The sequence below is a fragment of the Synechococcales cyanobacterium T60_A2020_003 genome (assembly GCA_015272205.1).
Classification (GTDB): domain Bacteria; phylum Cyanobacteriota; class Cyanobacteriia; order RECH01; family RECH01; genus JACYMB01.
The window spans coordinates 1-20,573 of the sequence record JACYMB010000053.1; the positions used below are offsets into that span (position 1 = coordinate 1).

General features: G+C 50.6%; 15 protein-coding genes and 1 pseudogene. 10 read left to right on the forward strand and 6 right to left on the reverse strand.

From position 1 onward, the window contains the following. Positions 1 to 376: 376 nt before the first annotated feature. Both IGR76_02920 and IGR76_02925 read right to left on the reverse strand, forming a co-directional pair. The gene (locus IGR76_02920) at positions 377 to 1,735 is read right to left on the reverse strand and encodes an MATE family efflux transporter (GenBank protein MBF2077484.1); all 1,359 of its coding nucleotides are present in this window, start codon (positions 1,733 to 1,735) and stop codon (positions 377 to 379) included. 191 nt (positions 1,736 to 1,926) lie between these two features. Further along, positions 1,927 to 2,556 (reverse strand): annotated as a pseudogene (locus tag IGR76_02925) (CatB-related O-acetyltransferase). 493 nt (positions 2,557 to 3,049) lie between these two features. Here IGR76_02925 and IGR76_02930 point away from each other — a divergent pair. The 6 genes from IGR76_02930 (at position 3,050) to bioD (ending at position 10,561) form a co-directional block, all read left to right on the forward strand. Then, positions 3,050 to 5,215 (forward strand): CBS domain-containing protein, encoded by a 2,166-nt coding sequence (locus IGR76_02930; GenBank protein MBF2077485.1) that lies wholly within the window; start codon positions 3,050 to 3,052, stop codon positions 5,213 to 5,215. A gap of 145 nt (positions 5,216 to 5,360) precedes the next feature. Then, on the forward strand, positions 5,361 to 6,875 hold the full coding sequence (locus IGR76_02935; GenBank protein MBF2077486.1) for a diguanylate cyclase: 1,515 nt from the start codon (positions 5,361 to 5,363) through the stop codon (positions 6,873 to 6,875). 213 nt (positions 6,876 to 7,088) lie between these two features. Further along, the gene (locus IGR76_02940) at positions 7,089 to 8,297 is read left to right on the forward strand and encodes an 8-amino-7-oxononanoate synthase (GenBank protein ID MBF2077487.1); all 1,209 of its coding nucleotides are present in this window, start codon (positions 7,089 to 7,091) and stop codon (positions 8,295 to 8,297) included. After that, positions 8,281 to 8,961, forward strand: a complete 681-nt coding sequence (locus IGR76_02945; GenBank protein MBF2077488.1) for an alpha/beta hydrolase — start codon at positions 8,281 to 8,283, stop codon at positions 8,959 to 8,961. The genes IGR76_02940 and IGR76_02945 overlap by 17 nt, the downstream gene beginning before the upstream one ends. 46 nt (positions 8,962 to 9,007) lie before the next feature. After that, the gene (locus IGR76_02950) at positions 9,008 to 9,805 is read left to right on the forward strand and encodes a methyltransferase domain-containing protein (GenBank protein MBF2077489.1); all 798 of its coding nucleotides are present in this window, start codon (positions 9,008 to 9,010) and stop codon (positions 9,803 to 9,805) included. 126 nt (positions 9,806 to 9,931) lie between these two features. Next, positions 9,932 to 10,561: a dethiobiotin synthase gene (bioD, locus tag IGR76_02955; protein MBF2077490.1), complete on the forward strand. Its 630-nt coding sequence runs from the start codon at positions 9,932 to 9,934 to the stop codon at positions 10,559 to 10,561. A gap of 96 nt (positions 10,562 to 10,657) precedes the next feature. On the opposite strand, the gene IGR76_02960 is transcribed toward bioD, so the two are convergent. Next, a complete protein-coding gene (locus IGR76_02960; protein ID MBF2077491.1) occupies positions 10,658 to 11,002 on the reverse strand; it encodes a hypothetical protein in 345 nt (114 codons plus the stop codon). 705 nt (positions 11,003 to 11,707) lie between these two features. Between IGR76_02960 and IGR76_02965 the strand changes: the two genes are divergently transcribed. From IGR76_02965 to trmFO, 3 genes are all read left to right on the forward strand, one after another. Beyond that, positions 11,708 to 11,923 carry a hypothetical protein gene (locus IGR76_02965; protein ID MBF2077492.1) on the forward strand — a complete coding sequence of 72 codons (216 nt, stop codon included), beginning with the start codon at positions 11,708 to 11,710 and terminating at the stop codon, positions 11,921 to 11,923. A gap of 153 nt (positions 11,924 to 12,076) precedes the next feature. Next, on the forward strand, positions 12,077 to 13,393 hold the full coding sequence (locus IGR76_02970; protein MBF2077493.1) for a DUF58 domain-containing protein: 1,317 nt from the start codon (positions 12,077 to 12,079) through the stop codon (positions 13,391 to 13,393). 76 nt (positions 13,394 to 13,469) lie between these two features. After that, a complete protein-coding gene (trmFO, locus tag IGR76_02975; protein ID MBF2077494.1) occupies positions 13,470 to 14,855 on the forward strand; it encodes an FADH(2)-oxidizing methylenetetrahydrofolate--tRNA-(uracil(54)-C(5))-methyltransferase TrmFO in 1,386 nt (461 codons plus the stop codon). Between the two features lie 49 nt (positions 14,856 to 14,904). Here trmFO and IGR76_02980 read toward each other — a convergent pair whose 3' ends face one another. Together IGR76_02980 and IGR76_02985 are read right to left on the reverse strand one after the other, a co-directional pair. Next, positions 14,905 to 15,558 (reverse strand): hypothetical protein, encoded by a 654-nt coding sequence (locus IGR76_02980; protein MBF2077495.1) that lies wholly within the window; start codon positions 15,556 to 15,558, stop codon positions 14,905 to 14,907. Positions 15,559 to 15,580: 22 nt separating this feature from the next. Continuing rightward, positions 15,581 to 18,541 carry a CAAX protease gene (locus IGR76_02985; GenBank protein MBF2077496.1) on the reverse strand — a complete coding sequence of 987 codons (2,961 nt, stop codon included), beginning with the start codon at positions 18,539 to 18,541 and terminating at the stop codon, positions 15,581 to 15,583. Positions 18,542 to 18,666: 125 nt separating this feature from the next. Here IGR76_02985 and IGR76_02990 point away from each other — a divergent pair, with 125 nt between their 5' ends. Further along, complete coding sequence (locus IGR76_02990; protein MBF2077497.1) at positions 18,667 to 19,437, forward strand: AhpC/TSA family protein; 771 nt, start codon at positions 18,667 to 18,669, stop codon at positions 19,435 to 19,437. Here IGR76_02990 and IGR76_02995 read toward each other — a convergent pair whose 3' ends face one another. Beyond that, complete coding sequence (locus IGR76_02995) at positions 19,438 to 20,481, reverse strand: hypothetical protein (protein ID MBF2077498.1); 1,044 nt, start codon at positions 20,479 to 20,481, stop codon at positions 19,438 to 19,440. Positions 20,482 to 20,573: the final 92 nt, after the last annotated feature.

Sequence of the window (20,573 nt, forward strand, 5' to 3'; positions counted from 1 at the left end):
ACTCACGCGCCTCTCATCCCGACGCTGACCTTTCAGGTACATCGCGGGGCTTCCCGTCTAAAAGCTAAACAGGACAGGCATAATAATTTCTGAAATTTCAGCGACAAATCCAATGCTGAAAATCCGTGTTGGAGCAAAGTGGCGTTTTTTCTGCCCATGACCCAGGCGAAACCCCCAAAAAACATATAACCCTGGCATTACTGCCAGGGCGCCTTAGAAATAGTTGATTAGCATAAGTCGTTACAGGACTATACTACGCAACGTTTCGTAAACGGAGAATAAACTCCGCTTAAAATCTGGATAAAGAAAAGCGTATAAAGCGTAGAACTACTGAAAATATTAGGTTTGGGCGATCGCTCTCCACCACAGGATTGACTTAAAGGCTGGGCATCGGTGTTTGGTATGCCTCTTTCAGTTCATTCAAGGTTCTGGAAATTTGACTGCCCAAAACGACCGAGAGCAGCAGCATGTACATCACCAACGAGAACCACAGCAAATGATTATTCTGGGTATACCAGGCTGTTGCTGCAAGGGGCATAAATCCGCCCCCAAAGGCGATCAGAACAGAGTTACGCAAAAGCGTGCTTTCCTTGAGGCCAATGAAATACCCTTCAAACATGAAGGCAATCGTGGTGGTTTCGAGCAAGGGCAGAAGCCAAATGGTGTAGTCCGTTAGCCCACGATTAACATCGGCATGGCTGGTCAATAAACCAAAGAGCAGATCGGGTCTCAGAATGGCGATCGCCGCAATACTTAGGGCAATTGGTACCGTCGTACAAAGGGCAACAATTAGCACGGGAGCCAGTTGGGCGATCGCCCCCTTGCTTTTGAAATTACCAATGAGGGTCTGGGCGGTCATGCCGACCCCCTGAACGGTGAACTGGCTCAGCAAGGCAATTTGCAGCAGTAAACCATTTTGAGCCAGGGTCATGGTGCCCATCGTAGAACTAATGTTCGTAAAGATGGAGTAGGTTGAGATCAGCACTAAAAAACGAATCATAATATTGCCCTTCAGCACTACCGTATCCTTCAAAGCCTGCCGATCCCACACCGTTGCGATCGCCGCCGGAACGGCACTCCAGGGAATCGTAACCGCCACCGCAATCAGCCCCACGACCAAGGCTAAATACTGGCTTAAGGCTGTGGCTAACCCCGCCCCCGAACTGGCCCAGCCCCAGCGGATAATCATGAGGTAATCCAGCAGCACGTTTGCGCCATTGCCAATTAACGACAGCAGCAGCACCTTACCGTTCATTTCGCGTCCGAGAAACCAGCCGAATAGCACAAAGTTAAGCAACACCGCAGGCGCACCCCAGATGCGGGCATAGAAATACTCCACCCCCGACGATTCCACTTCCGATGCGCCGCTGAGCAGAAAAAATCCGGCTTTTTGGAGCGGGTATTGAATCAGCAAGATAACGACGCTAATGCCTAACGCAATCAGCCCATTGCGGAGCAAGGCTTGCACCGTAGCGGTTTGATCCTCTGCGCCTACCGCCTGAGCCGTAATCGCGTTGGTGCTAGTGCGTATAAACTTCAGCACTCGGTAAATATAGTCGAACAAAATGGACGCTAGGATGACTCCGGCCAGGTGGCGAATATCGTTTAAGTGGCCGAGAAACGCTGCATCAACTAAGCCCGCCAAGGGAACCATCATGTTTGATAAAACACTAACGCTAGCGAGCCGATAAAACCGAGCTAGAAAGTTGTACTCACGGGGAAGTGCGATCGCCATTACCGTACCTTAGATCTTGGGCTAACACCGTTTACCTGTCCTTCCCTATATATCTTGCAAAGCCGCGTGATACGAGGATGAGACAGCTAAGAATTCTATTTATTGAAGATACCGCACTTATCCCTACAGATGATCCCCAGTGGTGATCGTGCTACGGATTTAGGACGCAGGGGCGATCGCTCCCTTGCTGACTACACTGCATTGCGAAGCATGTCTAAATCAGCACTACAAATGGCCTTCACGTTTCGCGTAATTTTTTCAATATCCCAATTCCACCATTACAACCGAAGCAATTCTTGAATGGTGGCGTCGTCAAATCGTTTCCGAATTTCGGAGGCCGGATTGCCACCCACGATCGAGTATGGCTCTACGTCGCGGGTGACCACCGATGCCGAGGCAATGATGGCTCCATCCCCATTATGAATTCCGGGCATAATCAGCACCCCGTACTCAATCCAGACGTCATTGCCAATCACGGTATCTCCCTTATCCGGCCACGCATCGGGCATGGCGACCTCCCATCCCTGCCTAAAGACTGAAAAGGGGTAGGTCGTAAACCAGTCTGTGCGGTGATTCCCGCCGTTCATAATGAACTTCGTCTGAGCGGCGATCGCACAAAACTTTCCAATGATCAGTTTGTCCCCTTGAAAGTCAAAGTGATACAACACATTGCGTTCAAAATTCTCAACGCCGTCTGGATCATCGTAGTAGGTGTAATCTCCGACCACAATATTGGGGTTCCGAATGATGGGTTTAAGATACGCTAAGTGTGATTGCTGGGGCAAGGGATTAGGGATGTTTGGAGAAGGGCCAAATGACATACCAATTCAGTTCATTAAATGAAGACATAATCAACATATCATTTACATTCGAACATCCACTAAAAAGCTAGTTCAAATAAGACAGATATTGAAAAAATAGCTCAAATAAGACCCTTTAAGAAGGTGCTTTCAACAGCCTAGTTTGAGTTGTAAATGAATACAGATCTCCCTAAATAGGCACTCCAAAATTGAAAGCTCAGGCTCGGGACTCCTGGCCTAAGTCCCTTCTTAAATTGATCCATCCCTCATGGCTCGCCTTACCATGAGCTTTAAAGTCAAGATATCCAAAAATTCCTCATTTTAACTCTTTAGATATTTAGGAACCTTGCACAATGCTACTTTATGGATGTATTTCTTAACGTGTAGATGTAATGATTTACTTTGAAATGTAAACGATCATGTTTCACAAGCACTGATCAGCTTCAAGCATAGGGAATAATTTAAATAGATATTCGGCGATTATACATAGACTGCAACTCACCATCCGATGCCCATGATTACGCTTCCTGCTTCTATCTCTCCACCAATGTCCTATATCGAGCGTGAGTATATTACGATTTCGCCCGATGTATCACTGAGTACTGCGATCGCCACGCTCACTCGTTCTCCCCGGTGCGTAGTTCCCTATGATCAAGAACCGGAAAAACCTCCTCAATCTCCGGTCTCCCCAACGCAAACCTGTATTCTAGTCGTCAATGCAGAGCAGCAGTTGATTGGACTCTTAACCGAACGCGATATCGTTCGATTCGTTGCACGGCAAATTGATCTAGAAACGGTGCTTATTAGCGAGGTCATGACCCGCAACGTCATTACGCATCCGGAAGCAGAGCCAACCGATCCAGTCAGCCTCATTCACCAGATGCGGCATCATCGGATTCGTCATCTCCCTGTTGTTGATCCGCAGAATCGTCCAACCGGAATTATCACTCCGTCTAGCATTCGCGCTACGTTGCAACCTGCCGATTTGCTGAAATGGCGTTTAGTGGAAGAGGCCATGAGCACTCGTCTAATTCACGCGTTACCGTCAGCCTCTGTTGCTCAAATTGCTCAGCAGATGGCCGACGAGCGGGTGAGCTGCGTGGTGATTGCAGAACCAACGGACATAGGAGCGCTCCTGCCCCTCGGCATTGTGACCGAGCACGACATCGTGCAGTTTCAGTTGCTTCAACTCTCGTTAGATCTAACGGCAGAAGCGGTCATGAGTGCGCCCTTGTTTACCGTATCAGCCCATATATCGGTATGGACTGCACACCAGACGATGCAAACGTATCACGTCCGCAGGCTTGGGGTTACGAACTCCAAGGGTGAACTCGTCGGCATTCTCACCCAAACCAGCATTTTGCAATCTGTGGATGTGGCCGAACTCCATCAAGTCATTTCAAGTCTTCAAAAACGAGTTCAGGTTCTTCAACAGGAGAATATAAAGCTTTTAGAGCAAATTAACCAGGATTTGCAGGTGCAAATTGATGAGCAGTCGGGCCGACTCGCCACTCAGTTAGACCGGGAAACGGTGCTGCTCGACATTGCACTACGCATTCGGTCGTCTCTGGATTTGGACACAATTTTGCAAACCACCGTCCAGGAAGTGCGCGATCGCCTTCAGAGTAATCGCGTTGTCATTGCTCGGTTTCATCGACCTGGGCAAGGATCCACCGATTGGCGAGCCCAGGTTGTGGTGGAAGCGGTTGAAAATCCCCAGTGGTCACTGCTAGGTCAAGTGCTGCACAATGATTGCCTGGAAGAAGATTGGCTCCTCGCCTACCGGGAGAATCAGAACGAAACGTTACGCTTCTCTCACCCAGTAGCTTCCAGTGTTTGTAGCGATATGCCTAACAACGGCGTTCAGGCACGGGCCAGCCTTTCGGTGCCCATTTGGGTTGATCACACGCTATGGGGCATCTTAGTCGCTCACCAAGTCACAGCATGTCGAATTTGGAAACCGGATGAACAGCAGTTTCTTGAACAACTGGCGGTGCATGTGGCGATCGCCATCCGCCAAGCTACCTTGCTTGAACAAGTCCAAAAGTCCAGAGCCGACCTTGAAGCGAGAGTCATGGAGCGCACCGACCAGCTTCAGCAGGAATTAGCCGAACGGGAACGCGTTGAAGCGAGTCTCCGAGAAAGTGAAGAACGATTCCAAGCCTTTATGAACCACGCGCCCATGCTGTCTTGGATTACCGACCGCAATGGAGTCATGATCTACGCCAACGCGGCGTGGATGGAGTTTGTCGGCACCACCCCAGAAACCACCCTTGGAAACTCCATCCGAGACCTGATCCCAGCGGCGATCGCTGACGAGTATTTAGCCAATAATCAACAGGTGATTGAAACAGGGAAGGCGATTGAGGTCATTGAACCAAGAATTCGGCAAGATGGGTCTCAGCGCCAGTACCTCATTCGGAAATTTCCAATTCAACTCCACCAACACCAGCATGAAACCTGGATTGGAGGCATCGGGCTAGATATCACCGAACGCCTTGAGTCAGACCTTAAACTGCGAACTAGTGAAGAAAACTTTCGCCAGTTGGCCGAAAATCCAATGGTTGTCATTATTGGCACTAGTCGATCCCCCCTAGCCCCCCTACCCTTCGGGAAGCCGCTTTGCGTCTATAAAAAGGGGGGGACTGGCTCGAAAGGCCCCTGTTTAAGGGGGATTTAGGGGGATCTACAGCGCTTTGATCCATGACAGGTAACCTTATTAAACATCCTCTAAGTTGCATCATCTTAAATAATTGCCTTAAATACAGAGATCTGAATTCCCTCCGCTCACGTTCAAGATGGCTTTAAGAGCCTGAGTCTGAGACATGACACTTCAATACTTCAATCCAGAAGAATTTCTAATTTTGGTGGTGGATGACCATGCCGACAACCTCAAGGTGCTGCGAATTATCTTAGAAATTGCTGGCTATCGGTTAACCTTTGCTCGCAGCGGCACCCAAGCTTTAGACCGTATCCACACCCTGCGCCCAGATTTAATTCTTCTAGATCTGGTGATGCCCGATATTGATGGGCTAGAGGTTTGTAAACGACTGCAAGAGACACCGGAGTGCGCCGCGATTCCCATTATTTTTATTACGGCCAGTGACGAAATTGAGCACCTCGTTAAAGCCTTTGCCGCAGGCGCAGTGGATTACATTACCAAGCCCTTTAGCCAACCGGAATTACTGGCACGGGTGCGAACCCATTTGGAACTGAAGCTTTTGCGCGATCGCGCCCTGCGTCAGTTTGAACAGGAACGCATCGTTAGCTCCATCACCCATGGGATTCACCATTCACTCAACCTAGCGACAGTTTTACAAACAGCGGTGTCGGAACTGCTACCTTTTCTCAACGCGGATCGGGTTTTAATCGGTCAATTTACCGATGATCGATGTTACTGCCTTGCAGAAGAGCTGACACTAGCGGCGGGCGATCGCCTCCTCAAAACTGACCTCCCCCTTCAGAAGATACCGCTCCAGTCCGTGCAGTTCCAGCAATGGAGTATGGATGCAGCGATGCCAGAGAACTGGTCTGACAGTCATCGCGACTGGATGGCGCAGTATCAGGTTAAGGCGGCGCTGGTGGTTCCGATTGTTCAAGAGCAACAGATTTGGGGCGTATTACTGGTTCACTACCACCAGGAACACGCTTGGGCAAATGATGAAATGGCCGTGCTGCTGCGTATTGTCGATCAGTTGGCGATCGCCATTCAGCATTCCACTCTCCATGAACAGCTTCAAAACGCTAATCGTATGCTGCAACAAGTCGCCAATACAGACGGGCTCACCCAGCTTGCGAATCGTCGTCACTTTGATGAATATTTTGCCCAGGAATGGGCGCGATCGCAGCGAGAAGATGCATTGCTGTCGTTTCTCCTATGCGACATTGATTATTTCAAACAATACAACGATCACTATGGCCATCCTCAAGGAGACTGGTGTTTACAGCAGGTTGCCCAGGTTATCTCCAGCGTCATCAATCGCCCCGCCGATCTCGTCGCTCGCTATGGGGGAGAAGAATTTGCAGTGCTGCTTCCCCAGACAGGTATCGAAGGCGCTACCCGTGTTGCCCAAAATATTCAACAGGCCATTGACGACCTTAAGATTCCCCACGACGCATCTGCAATCGGTCATATCCTGACCCTCAGTATCGGTATCGCCAGTGTTCATGCGTCGAAGCACCTCTGTCCTCAAGACTTAATTGAGTCGGCTGACCACGCGCTATACGAAGCCAAATCGGGCGGACGCAATCGTTATGTTGTAGGCAGTTGTACGTATCCGCGTCCCTCCGTTCGCTCGACCATGATCTCAGCCGCTAAGAGCCTAAATTTACCGTCCTAAGATTGGGATAAGTAGGTGACCCTAATTAAATGTAGGATGTGTTAGGCGTAGCCGTAACGCATCAAATCCTTTGACAGCATGGGTTACGCTATGCTAACCCATCCTACGAAGAGCTTTATTTATTTACGACTATCTACTTACCCCTGAAAAGAGCGATCGTCTCAGGGTAGGGTAGATATGGAGTATTGAACGAGAGCACAGGCGACGTAGACGTTGGTGGAAACCGTAGACAAGTTTGGATTTATCGCAGAGCAGTTGGCCCAGCGGCGTCAGGCTCATTTATTGCGAACCGTACAACCGTTTGACCCCCAAGGGGCTGTGGTTGGCAAACGAGGGGATAGCTTAAGGCATGGCAGCGCTAACCGCGAGATCGTCAACTTTAGCTCGAATGATTATTTGGGGTTGTCAAAGCATCCTCGGCTGATTGCGGTTGCTCAGGACTATATGCAGCGCTATGGAACCAGTGCCGCCGCCTCGCGATTGGTCACGGGAACCTATCCGATTCACCAACAGCTTGAACAACAATTAGCCATTGCCTTGGGGGTAGAGTCTGGACTCCTGTTTAGCTCTGGATTTCAGGCCAACTCCACCATTTTGCCTGCCCTAGTGGATTCATCATCGGTGGTGGTGTGCGATCGCCAAATCCATAACAGTATGGTGCAAGGAATTTTAGCCAGTCGGGCACGGTTTATTCGCTATCGCCACAACGACCTTGCTCATTTAGAACAGGTACTTCAAACGGTATCCCAACGGGACTACAACCGCATTCTCATCGCCTCGGAAACAGTGTTTAGTATGGATGGCGATCGCACTGATGTCGATGCCCTGGCTGATTTAGCCCATCACTACAATGCCATTTTGTATCTGGACGATGCTCACGCCTTGGGTGTCCTTGGCAAGGATGGTCTAGGACTGGCCGCCCACCATCCAGGGGTGGATATTCTGATTGGCACCTTTGGGAAAGCCTTTGGTGCCTTTGGTGCGTTTGTGGGCTGTTCGCAGACCGTGCGGGATTATTTGATGAACTACTGTCCTGGATTCATCTACACCACGGCCTTACCCCCCGCTGTAATTGGAGCTATTTCGGCAGCGCTGGAGTTGATTCCGATCCTAGAGGGCGATCGCCAACGCCTGAGCCAGAACGCAGAACAGCTTCGCACAGGTCTACATGCCATCGGTGGCGATACCGGAACCTCCAGTTCGCAAATTGTGCCGCTGATTATTGGGGATGAGGCCATAACCTTACACCTTGCTCACTGGCTAGACCAGCGCGGTTTGCTTGCCACCGCTATCCGTCCTCCCACTGTTGCCAAGGGGACGGCTCGGATTCGCTTTGCCTTATCCAGTCACCATACCCCTGATCAGATTGATACCTTAGTTCACGCAATTCGCGATTGGCAAACTCATGACACAACAAATTGAGGCGATCGCCTACCACGGCTGGGGATACGATCAGACGGCCTGGATAGAGTGGAAAACGGTCTTTGCGGATCAAAATATTGCGTTTGCGGCCTTTGATCGGGGATATTTCGGGGATGGGTTTACCCCTCAGTTTTCAGAACAGGCGTTTAAGCTGCTTTTCGTCCATTCCTACGGACTGCATCTTTGTCCCCAGGAACAGCTACAAATGGCGGATTTACTGGTCATTTTCAGCAGCTTTCTCACGTTTCACCCAGAGCCAGAGCAGCTGAAGCGGCGATCGCAGCGAGTCTTGCAGCGTATGGTGGATGAGTTTAAGGTCAATCCCATAGAGGTGCTGACAACATTCAAAATCAACAGCAGCGATCCGTCTACCGAGTGTCCGACAAACGTTAATCACGACCTGCTTCTTCGAGATCTTAAACACTTAGGAAGCACTCAGCTTGATCCATCTATCGTTCAATCCATCCCCAAAATTCTGGTGTTTCATGGAGACAGCGATCGCATTGTACCTGTAGACCAAGGACGCTGCTTCGTTAGTCAGATAGCCTCCGACGCGGATTATATCGAGGTTGCGGGTGCTGGTCACGCGCTACCGTTCACCCACCTCACCGAATGCTGGGCAACCGTAAACGCCCATCTCCCGTTTCGGGACGATCCGGAGTGAATCTGCTATGCTGGACGATGGCACTCTCTGTTCTGTACCTTGTCCTGTGTCAGCGTCTATCCCTGCTGTTGATAAAGATCGGCTTGCCGCAACCTTTGGCAAGGCTGCCCCTTGTTATGATGATTGCGCCATCGTGCAACGTCACTGTGCCGCCGAGTTAGTGTCCATTTTGCGAAATGCTAAACTTGCTCTCCCGGAAGGCACCATTTTAGAGTTGGGCTGCGGTACAGGGTTTGTGACCCGCGAGTTGGTGAATGCATTTCCAGATCGGACACTGGAAATCACCGATTTATCGGCTGAAATGCTGACCTATTGCCAAGCGCAAATCTCTCCGCTTAGACATCCATCCATCTATTTTCAACAGCTAGATGGCGAAATGCTGGCTACGGAACGGCAGTACGCGGCGATCGCCAGTGGCTTTGTAGTGCAGTGGTTTGATGATGTGGAACGGAGCCTGAAACGCCTGAGTCGTGCGCTTGTACCGGGTGGAATGCTAGTCTCCTCTTTCCCGACCAGCCAGAGTTTTCCAGAGTGGAAACAGATTTGTGAAGCGGTCAACCTGCCCTTTACGGGAAACCCTATGCCAGAAGTCGATTCTCTGTGTGAGCACCTGAGCCGTGATGGTTTGGCATGCCGTTACCAAGAGCGGTGGATGTCTACAGCCCACAACCGAGCGATCGATTTTTTCAAGGATCTGAAGTCGATTGGTGCAGACATGGGGCGATCGCCCTACACCCTCAGTTTAAAGCAGTTTCGGCAACTGATGGATGCCTGGGATGCTCAATCTTTACCAGCTATCCGCGTAAGCTATCACATTGCCTTCCTGATCACCCAGCGCCTTTGAATCCCAACGGTCTGCAGGATAGATTCGCATTATGTAAATGTAATCCATTCCATAGAGCACTGGACATTGTAGCGGAGCAAAACTCCACGGTAGACTCTTGACGCACTCAACGATACCCCTGTCCCTATGACTTCTTTTCAATTTCCGTCCCAATTTTTCATCACGGCCACCGATACTAATGTGGGGAAAAGCGTGGTTTCCGCGCTCCTAACCCTAGGACTGAACGGCACCTACTGGAAACCTGTTCAATCTGGACTTGATCCCATCTCTGACACTGACTACGTCCGCAACGTGACCCAGTTGGATGCCTCCCACTTTCTCCCCGAACGGTTTCGGTTAACGCAACCCCTTTCGCCCCATCTAGCTGCCCGTTTGGATGGTGTAGAGATTCATCTATCGGATTTTTCCCTGCCGGAATCGGTGCCCCATTCTCCACTGATCGTAGAAGGAGCGGGTGGTCTACTCGTACCTCTGAACAGTCAAGACCTCATGATCGATCTCATCAAACATCTGGGACTTCCGGTTTGCCTGGTCACAGGCACTCAGTTAGGCACCATTAACCACACGCTGCTCTCTATTCGTCAGTTGCAGCAGGCTAATATTCCCATCCTAGGCGTGATTATGAATGGGCCTAAAAATCTTGAAAACAAAAAGGCGATCGCTCATTTTGGCAATGTTTCGATCTTAGCTGAACTAGAGCCGTTGGCAGACGTCAATCCCTCGACTCTTAAAGCTAGCTTTGAGCAGTTATTTTGATCCTTCTGATCACGAACTAAGATAATTAGCGCCTCTAAACTCGCTAGGGGCGCTAACTATATTGCTGATGGATTGATAGGGTATCAGTGAGTTTGATTATGAAATAACTGAAGCGCTAGGTGCAGCGCTTTGTGGACTTAATTGAGGTGCCTGAGGCATCTTGAAAAAGAAGGTCACCACAATACTAATCAGAGAGAGGACAACAGCTCCAGCTAGGAAACCAACGATCTTATCTTGTCCAATCTGAGTCGCCTTGTGCAGTTCTAAATGTTGAACGCGCTGTAGAAGAGTTTCAATATCCTGATCATGCTCCTGAAGCTGATACTTCTGTAAACGGGCTTCTGAAACAGCGTTTTGACAGAAGCTGGCAAGCGGATCTGTAGAGTGATCAGGCAAGCCTGCTTGGGACGGGATTTGGAAATTGTTGTTGGAAATAGTCATCGTAGTACACACCTGAAAATGAGACCTTGGGTTTAGACTTTCATTTCGAAAGCTTGATTGATTACAAGGCTAATAGATTTACTAGATAGTTGGCAAGCCAATTTAATGGAAATCGAGTAAAATTTCAGGATATTTTTTTAAGCCCGCAATGAAGAAAGGCGATTTCTTAGAATGTCAATTAAGATAACAACCGTTAAAATACGTAATTTTTATATTTCGGAATCTAATCTCGTTGTGTCTCTCGTTTTTATTACGGACTTTAGCAATTTTATCAGGAGTAAATTTCGAATCACTAATTGATCCATAAATCCGAGTAACTACGTTATTGATTTCGCATCCGGTACGATACATTGTGTAAATAACGGTTCTGCAAGGCTTGCCACTGCTCAGGCAGACCTAGCTTAGGTCATAGATAGAATATCTTGATTTCGTTTTCGATGATTGTAGTGGTGTGAACTGAAGGATTATCGGGTTCTCAGATATGTAGGTATGGATTAATTGCTGAAACAGGTCATCTTAATTGCAGAACCTATCTAGCTTTAATCCTCAGGAGTTTGAAATATCCCTGTTTGACATGCCACCTTACTACCTGAGTGGACGACACCCAACACCTTGAATATTCAAGGCTTCATCTAGATTTGGGGTAAGTAACGTCATTCGAACGTTGTTGCTGTATGTCGAACTATCGTCACCATAGGATGCATTATGACTTTCCCTGATAGCTACAACCCATTAGAAACCATGGAAAAACTATTACCTATAGTTGCCAATAGTTTAGAACTGAATTCTCAAGATGTTATGCAAATGATTGCACGTGAGATTTCACCAGCAACCTTACGGCAATCGTCTCTTGAGCGTATGCAAGGGCTGCTCACCCGGATAGAACAATTGCTCACAACTTCATACGGCAACGTTGTCTAAACTTTTTTCAGCTATTGCCTTGACGCTATGAGCCTCGCACAGCGGGGCTTTTTAAGTCTTTACAGAATATTTGTTGCCCCCTGTCTGCCCCCAATCAGGGTTGGTATTGCAGAATGGGCTTGATAGGATTGGGGCATCCATTGACTCAAACCTATGATTCCTGCCCGTCGAACCTATGCCTTGTTAATTGGTATTACGGCGATCGCCCTTAGCCTTACTGCCTTTACTCCCCCGTCTGCTCTGGGCAGCGCTCGATGGCTGACATTAGGGATAGATGGCATTATCGTTGCGCTGATGCTGATGGACTGGCTGAAGGTGCGATCGCACGCCGTTGTCATTACCCGTGAACTTGCCCCGAAACTCTCCATTGGGCGCGATAATCCCGTAACCCTTACGATCAAGACAGACAATCATCCGTCTACGCTACAAATTCGCGATCGCACCCCCTCCAGTATTCCTGCTACTCCTCCCCAATTTGACCTCACTCTTCCCCCTTACCACACCGAAACCCTAACCTACACGGTTCATCCCACCCAACGGGGCGAATACGACTGGAAGGCGATCGACGTCCGCCAACGGGGAGCTTGGGGACTGGCGTGGCATCAGTGGAGCATTCCCCTACCCCAAACTACAGCCGTATATCCCGACCTCATCGGACTGCGATCGCTCTCTATCAAGCTCACCTTACAGAGCAGCGGGAATATCCGACGGGCGCGGCGTCTGGGTACGGGAACCGAATTTGCCGAGTTGCGAGACTACAGCACAGGTGACGATCCCCGCTTCATCGACTGGAACGCCACAGCGCGGCGCGGACGGCCTTTGATCCGAGTTCTGGAACCCGAACAGGAGCAAACCCTGATTATCCTGCTCGATCGGGGACGGTTGATGACCGCTCAGGTGAATGGCCTTGCTCGCTTTGATTGGGGCTTAAATGCTACCTTGGCCTTAGCTCTAGCGGGACTCAATCGGGGCGATCGCGTCGGGGTAGGCGTATTTGACCGCACCCTTCACACCTGGGTTCCACCGGAACGAGGGCAAACTCACCTCTCCACCCTCATCGAACGACTGACGCCGATTCAACCCGTCCTCTTGGAACCAGACTACGTCAACGCCGTTTCCCAAACCACCAAACAGCAAACCCGCCGCGCCCTCGTGGTCATCATCACCGACATCGTAGATAAAACCGCATCTTCGGAATTACTGACGGCTCTGGGACAATTAGCGCCCCGCTACCTTCCCTTTTGTGTCACCCTCCGCGATCCGCAGGTAGACGCTCAAGCGCACACCCCCACGACAGAGGTTGAATCCGCCTATAAACGAGCCGTTGCCCTTGATCTGTTAGCCCAACGCCAGCTTGCCTTTGCGTTGCTGCACCAGAAAAGCGTGCTTGTGCTGGATGCGCCTGCCCATTTGGTGAGTGATCAATTGGTCGATCGTTACCTCCAACTCAAAGCCCGCAGTCAGTTGTAATTGTTGGCATCCTTCATTCCCAACGCTCCCCAATTTTCGCTAAGCTAGGCAAGGCAAACAGCGAGGCAAAACAGACGTGGAACCGATTCAAGTTATTGGGGGTGGATTAGCTGGAACCGAAGCCGCATGGCAAATTGCCCAGGCGGGAGTTCCGGTGGTTCTGCACGAAATGCGTCCTGTGAAAACCAGTCCTGCTCACCATACAGAACACCTAGCTGAATTGGTGTGCAGTAATTCCTTTGGTGCCCAAAGCAGCGATCGCGCTTCTGGCCTGTTGCATGAAGAACTGCGTCGTCTGGGTTCTGTAATCATTGGTAAAGCTGACGAACACGCGGTTCCTGCGGGGGGAGCCTTAGCCGTTGATCGGGCCGTATTTAGCCAAACTCTCACGGAAACCTTAGCAGCCCATCCCCTCATTGATCTCCGTCGGGGTAACGTGCGCGAAATTCCTAAAACGGGCATCGTTGTGTTAGCGACAGGCCCCCTCACCAGTCCCGAACTGACTCAAGATCTCCAGCAATTCACCGGATTGGAGTATATGAGCTTCTTTGATGCGGCGAGTCCCATCGTGGTCGGTGAAAGTATTAACAGAGACATTGCTTTTCTGGCCTCTCGCTACGATCGCGGCGAGGCGGCCTACCTCAACTGTCCAATGAACAAAGACCAGTATCTCCAATTCTGGCACGCGCTGTGTGAGGCAGAACAGGCAGAGCTAAAGGACTTTGAGCAGGAAAGCGCTAAGTTCTTTGAAGGCTGTTTGCCAATTGAGCAAATGGCGCGGCGCGGCGAAGATACGATGCGCTATGGCCCTCTCAAACCTGTAGGTCTTTTTGATGAGCGTCATGGAGACTTTCGTGCCCCCGAAAACCAAGTTCACCGCCCCTATGCCGTGGTGCAACTCCGGCAGGAAGACAAAGCAGGACAACTTTGGAATATGGTCGGGTTTCAAACTAATTTGCGCTGGGGTGAGCAAAAGCGAGTCTTTCGAATGATTCCGGGGTTAGAAGAGGCCGAGTTTGTGCGCATGGGCGTGATGCACCGCAATACCTTCATCAACGCACCGGAACTTTTGAAAGCGACGCTGCAATTCAAAAAACGGTCTACGCTCCTTGCCGCAGGACAATTGATTGGGACAGAAGGCTACACGGCAGCGGCGGCGGGAGGTTGGCTGGCTGGCACTAATGCGGCACGAGTGGCTCTCGGCAAAGATCCCGTGATTTTGCCCACGACCACGATGTTAGGAGCACTGGTAGACTTCATCAGTTCCGCTTCTCCCAAACATTTCCAGCCCATGCCCCCAAACTTTGGGATTTTGCCGGAGTTGCCCAAACGGATTCGCAATAAACGGGAACGATACGGTCGCTATCGCGATCGCGCCTTTGCGGATTTGCAAACCTGGAGTCGTCAGCAAAATATTACGCTTCAGAAGTCTGAACTGGATGTGTCGTCGGTCTCTGCCTAGGGCTGTAGATAGACATCATTAGGTTGGAAATTGAGGTTGGAAATGGCCTTCACAGCGGCGAGCGATCGGACATCCGTTCCTCAACCATTTTCTCTAGATCCCGGAGGTTCGTAATCAGACTAACGCCTGCCGTTGTATTGGACAGCCATCGTCCGAAGGCCGCAATAGGCCGCCCGATTGTACGCTGAAGCACCTGCAACACGACCCATCCCAACAGGCCACAGGTTGCCGCCTGCCCCACGGTGAGGTTCAACGTGGAGGTCATACCGACCAGAAATGCGAGGAAGCTCCAGATGGACAGCAAAATCGAAATGGGAACACCGAAATAGGGTAGAGCGACTAGAACCTCCAACAGTTGAGGGGCATAGGCGAGTCCTAGGGTTCGGGCTAGATCGAAGGGTGAAATATCTTGACGAAAAATCGTTTGATAGACAGTCCATGTACTCTCCACCCAAAAGAGATAACTGATGGCAAAAAGGAGAGAAGCCAGCAGCAGACTCAGAACGAATCGAAACGGTTTGACCCGATTGACAAAGAGAATAATACTTTGTCCCAGCGCTTGGGAAAGTCCGGCAGCTAGCACAACGACTAGGGCAACTCGTTCACCGTGGGGATAGAGTTGGATTTGATGAAACACCTCAGGTCGAAGGGCGATCGCCCTCCAAATCAGTGCCCAAATAGAGTCTAGGTTTAGATCTGTCATCGAGTCTATCTCTCTCCTGGGATTAAAACGATAGGGGAACGACAGGTTCAATCGTGGGATTGTCTCCGCCGACCTGAGTTGTGCGTAAGACCCAGGCCGATGCCCCTTGACGCAGAAACGCAATCACCACCGTATCACTGGCTACCCGAGGAAGCATGGTACGCCAGCTTATAAGTCCTCTTAACAACGTTTGTAGCGGGTCGTCTTCGAGGGTTGTTCCTAAGACTTCATCTGCGGTTTGCCAGTCCGCACGGGCTGTGCCAAAGGGGAGAAGCTCTCGTTGCAAGAATCTACGAACGTTTTGGAGAGTTTGAAGCTGTTTGGATTGGGTTGGATGTTCCGTTGTCCACTTTTCCATCGATCGATGATGGCGGGCGATCGCCCCTCGCAGGGATGTGAGGGTGGTATAGAGGGCTTGGTTGGAGTCCTGGGCACAGTTGTTAGCAGGGCCAACGAAGGCTCCTCCCGTGCCATCTCCGATGCGGTACCGCGCCATCATAATTTCCAGTTGACGCACCATTATGTCTAGAGCCGAGTAATCCTGCTCCTCTAACGCAAGGGGATGGGTGTAGGCATCCATCCGAATTAAAATATCGCTGGTGGGACGTGCGCCTAGCCACCCAAACTGGCGATCGCCCATGTAGCGCGACCAGTGAAGGGTACCAGAGATAATGCCATCGGGGTTGTGGGTATACACTTGGTGATAGCGCAGATCAAAACGGCGATCGCCCGTTAGGGGATCGAGAATCACTTCGGCATCGCCGTAGGCAAAGTGCCCAAAATAGATCGGATTTTTAGCTTCTGGCTCTCCCTTTTCGCCACCGATGCCACCATAGACATGGACTAAGAGGGCGCGTGTTCCGGGTGTCCACTCGGCTAGCAGATCTGGGCGATCGCACTCTTCAAACGTGACCAAGGTAGAGCCAATCTGTCCCTTTTGCTCAACGGCCAAGTCCCAGGCATCCCGTTTGATGTAGTGGAGGGCTGCTGAGCGTCCAGTAATGATCTGTTGAGGCTTGACTAAGAGGAGCGATCGGGGGGCTAAGGCTTGAACCACAAAGTATCCTGCATCATCTTGAGTGCCGTAGATATACCATCCCTGATCATTGACGGGCGATCGCTCGATGTTCGTCGTTGTGGAGACGGCCATATCGTGATCATTGAGGGCGGGTGGGGGAAAGCGTACCACCTCACAAACACCGTCAAATTGCTGAGTCATTCGATTAAAGTGAACGACTTCAAAGCCATCCTCAACATCTGTAACAGGGCGCAGGATTTTTACAACGGCATAGTATCGTCCCGTAATTTGAATCGGCTCATGGGCGATCGCAAGGCTCGTTATAGGCAGTATCCCTTGCTCTAAATCCGTTGCGGTTACGGCATGATGTTGAGACTCTATTTCTAGTTCCACCTCTGTGGGCAACATCACCACCATATCATCATAGGGACGCGCGCCTGCCAACGACTCTAGGGGATCGACCTGCCGCCAGTGATTGATGCGTTCCGGATGGATGCGTCCGAGTTGACTAGAATAGACGGCTTCCTCATTGAAATGCAGGTCTTTGACCACTACCGAGCGATAGGTGTGAACCGACGGTATATTCTGCCATTTCAGATTAATAACCTGTCCAATCAAACAGGCATAGGACGGTGGAGCATGATAGACCTCAAAAAAAATCCGTCCATCTTTTGACCGCTGATGTAGATGGGGCAAAATCAACCGTCCGATCCAGTCGCCTATTGGTCTATACCAAGTTGAGTCAAGAGATTGGGCTAGGGGGTAAGTCGTCGGTTGATTCAGGGGATATTGACGGAATCGTTCGTAGTTGCTGAGCACCCGATCTTGGGTCGATCGCACGTCTACAAACTCCTCCGTTAGAATGTCGCGCACCATATCTACGGTTTGTTGCAGATGACTGCGCCCATCCGGCAAATACTGATCCGGAACCAAAAGGCCGTATTTCCCATAGTGCGCGACGTTGCCGAGGGGAACGACACACACCTTACCCCGTCGTTTCGCCCGATTCCAGTAGGAGAGGGAAAAGAGAGGCCATCGTTTTGGAAAAAGGAGTGTACCTAACCGTTCAACACGATCGCGATCGCCCACCAGATGATAAAGCTGATCCACAACTAGCGCGTTCACATTTCCACTAATCACCCCCCCAAGGGAAATGATCTCGATCGGAGCCTTCAACGCCTGTTTCAAAAAAGAGGCCGCACCTACTGCGATTTGTCCCCCGCCACTGTAGCCAATTAACGTAATCGGAGTGCGGCTTTCGACCGGATAGCCGTAGTCTAAGAGATGATCCACCATCACCTCGGCAATACCCTGGTTATAAATTGGCCCATAGCGCTGATCTGCTGATACCGCGACCACGTACATATTGCGGAGGTTGACCATCGTTCCCAAAAGGGTACCAACCCAGCCTCCAGTCTGGGTTCGATTCAAATAATCCGCTAAGCGCCAGTAAAAGGCGAGGAGCCGATCTTCCGTTAACGGACGATTGACAACGGAGTAGGGCATTAGCCCTCGTAAGAGCAGAATATCGTTGGGAAGACTCGCTTCCAATTCATCTAAAAACCGTTCGACCGCAGGCAGATTTTTTCCAGACGCCACACAAACTCCATCCAGATAAATGACATATCGTGCGATCGCTGTCCCAGGAGGAGCTTGCCGTTTTGACTGTTCAAGTGAGCCTAGATCCACTTCATCACCATACCATCCTGCCCACCAGCCTAACGCTTCTAGGGGAGCCAGTAACCCTGCAATTAAAAAACTGACTACCCCAATGCTCATTAAATTTAACGATACCCGAACGACTTCATGAATCGTCTGAGACGGAACTGTAATCGATTCTTGAACGGGCGTGGATGTTAGAGTTGCGAACACAACATCCGTCACAGAGTCGAACCACGAAATTAAGTCTAGCCCCATGCTCATGAGCGATTGTGGATTTTGGGATACCGCTAGCCTAGCAAACATTACCCATCTCGTATTTGCGAATGAGGGTGGATTCATTATTCGTAAATCGAATTGAGCACCGTATAATGTCCACGGCGACGTGTTTACACTAGCTGATGTCTCTTAAACCTCTCTCTGCATCGAAGATGAATACGTACAGCCTATTGAGTCAAGCCCAAGGGCAACGGGTTAGCGATGGTGAAACGGTTTCACTGCTGAGTGGATGCGAATCCGCGTCGCGGGTGCTGGTTCTCGTTTGGCCGCAGTTGGGCGATTTTGACAGTTTAGAATATGCCTGGTGGCTTCAGCGAGAATCGGCAAAAATCCAGGCAAGCGAGATTGTGGTGCGGGCAGTTGGCATTGGCGATCGCGCCTCTGGGCAGCAGTTTTGTCAATACACCGGATTCCCAGCGAATGCTCTATTGGTCGATCCCAAGGCGGATCTGCATCGTCAACTCGATCTCTATCCTGGCTTATCCCTCAAAATCCCTGGCGGATCATCGGGACAAAATGCGTGGCTCAATCTCTTGCTCATGTGTGCGGGGATTGGCAGTCCGGGCACCTTAGCAGAAGTATTTCGGGGCTATCGGGGCGATCGCCAAGCGCCTCAACTGATTGGCGATGATGAGGTGGTCAAAGCAGCTCCCCTACCTCCCTTGAAAGGCGAGTTTTTTAGACACGCAGGCGGCAAAGGATTTCAGCGTCCGTTTGAACTGGCAACGCTACGATTGCGGAACATGGCAGAGGTGCTGAGTCATTGGAAAACCTACGTTCCTGATCCCGCTTACCTCACCCAGCGCGGCGGCACGTTTTTACTAGATAGCCAGGGAAATATACTCTACGAACATCGCGATCGCGGCATATTGGGCTTTGCCGAGAATATGAGTAATCCCCTAGCATTTCTGGGAGATTATTAATTACCGACAGGTAGCCCGCCCCCAACGACCATCGTAACCCACCGAAACCTGATCCCCCCGTTGCGCGGCTTCGGTAGACAGATGGATCAAAACCACTTCTGCCATCTGAGCCACAGATCCTCGCCATATCCCGTATCCCTCATCGTTCTTGCCATCGTAGGACAGGTAGGAGGTAATCGTTCGATCCGAGGTGACGGGACGCAGTTCAATCCGGCTAAAGCCCGATTCCCGCGTGAAATAGGCCGTAAAGTCTACGCTATCTTGAATCGATCCTGAACAGGTCATGGATAAATCGTCTTGGTTGGGTTCTTCGGGGAGAACAGTTGCGGTCGGTGTGGCCGTTGGCGTTGCGGTCGGCGAGGGGCGATCGTGCCCATATCCATCTTTGAAACCCGTATAAAAACCATCTTTGTAGCCCCGATTGTATTGCGAATTCTGGGTCATGGCTCCCCCTCCAAACGCCGCATCGGGGTTATTACCCGTGTTATATCTTCGGAAGTTTTGTCCATTTTTATAGCCGTCGTCGTAGCCGTCTTTGTACCCATCGTCGTAGGTGCGGGTATCCTGTTGTGGTTGCTCCGGCAAGGGCATGATAGAGGATTCTGTACGGAGGTGTCCGGTTTCCTGAACCGTTGTTTGCCCGGTGCTACCGCTTACCACCCGCATTTCGCACTCCCCAGAGGCATAGACCGTTACGGTGGTTGTGGTTTCTCCTTGAAATTGATAGGTGCGCTGATCGGCAGTCGCTCCCGATACGGAGGTTGGTGCGTTAAAGAGCATTCCCCCTCCAGACTTTTCTTCAAAGCTAATTAAGACTTGGCTCCCGTCGGCCATCAGTTCGGCGCGATAGTTTGCAGATTCGCAAAGTAGACTCTCTGACTCCGTAGGGGCGATCGGCATAGTTTCTCCTAGTGTTGCGGTTGGAGATTGCGTGAGATTCGGATCCGATGGAGATCGCTGTAAGAATTGATAGGCCACGAGTGAACCAATTGCACCTAGGGCAACTAGTCCAATGTAAAGGAGCCACGGAGTTTTCTGATTCATTGCAGCGTTGTTGCATGAAAGAGGGGTTACGGGCGGGAGAGGCATGGTAAATTTCAGTTACCACACATAAAACCTGCCATGAAACCTCAATA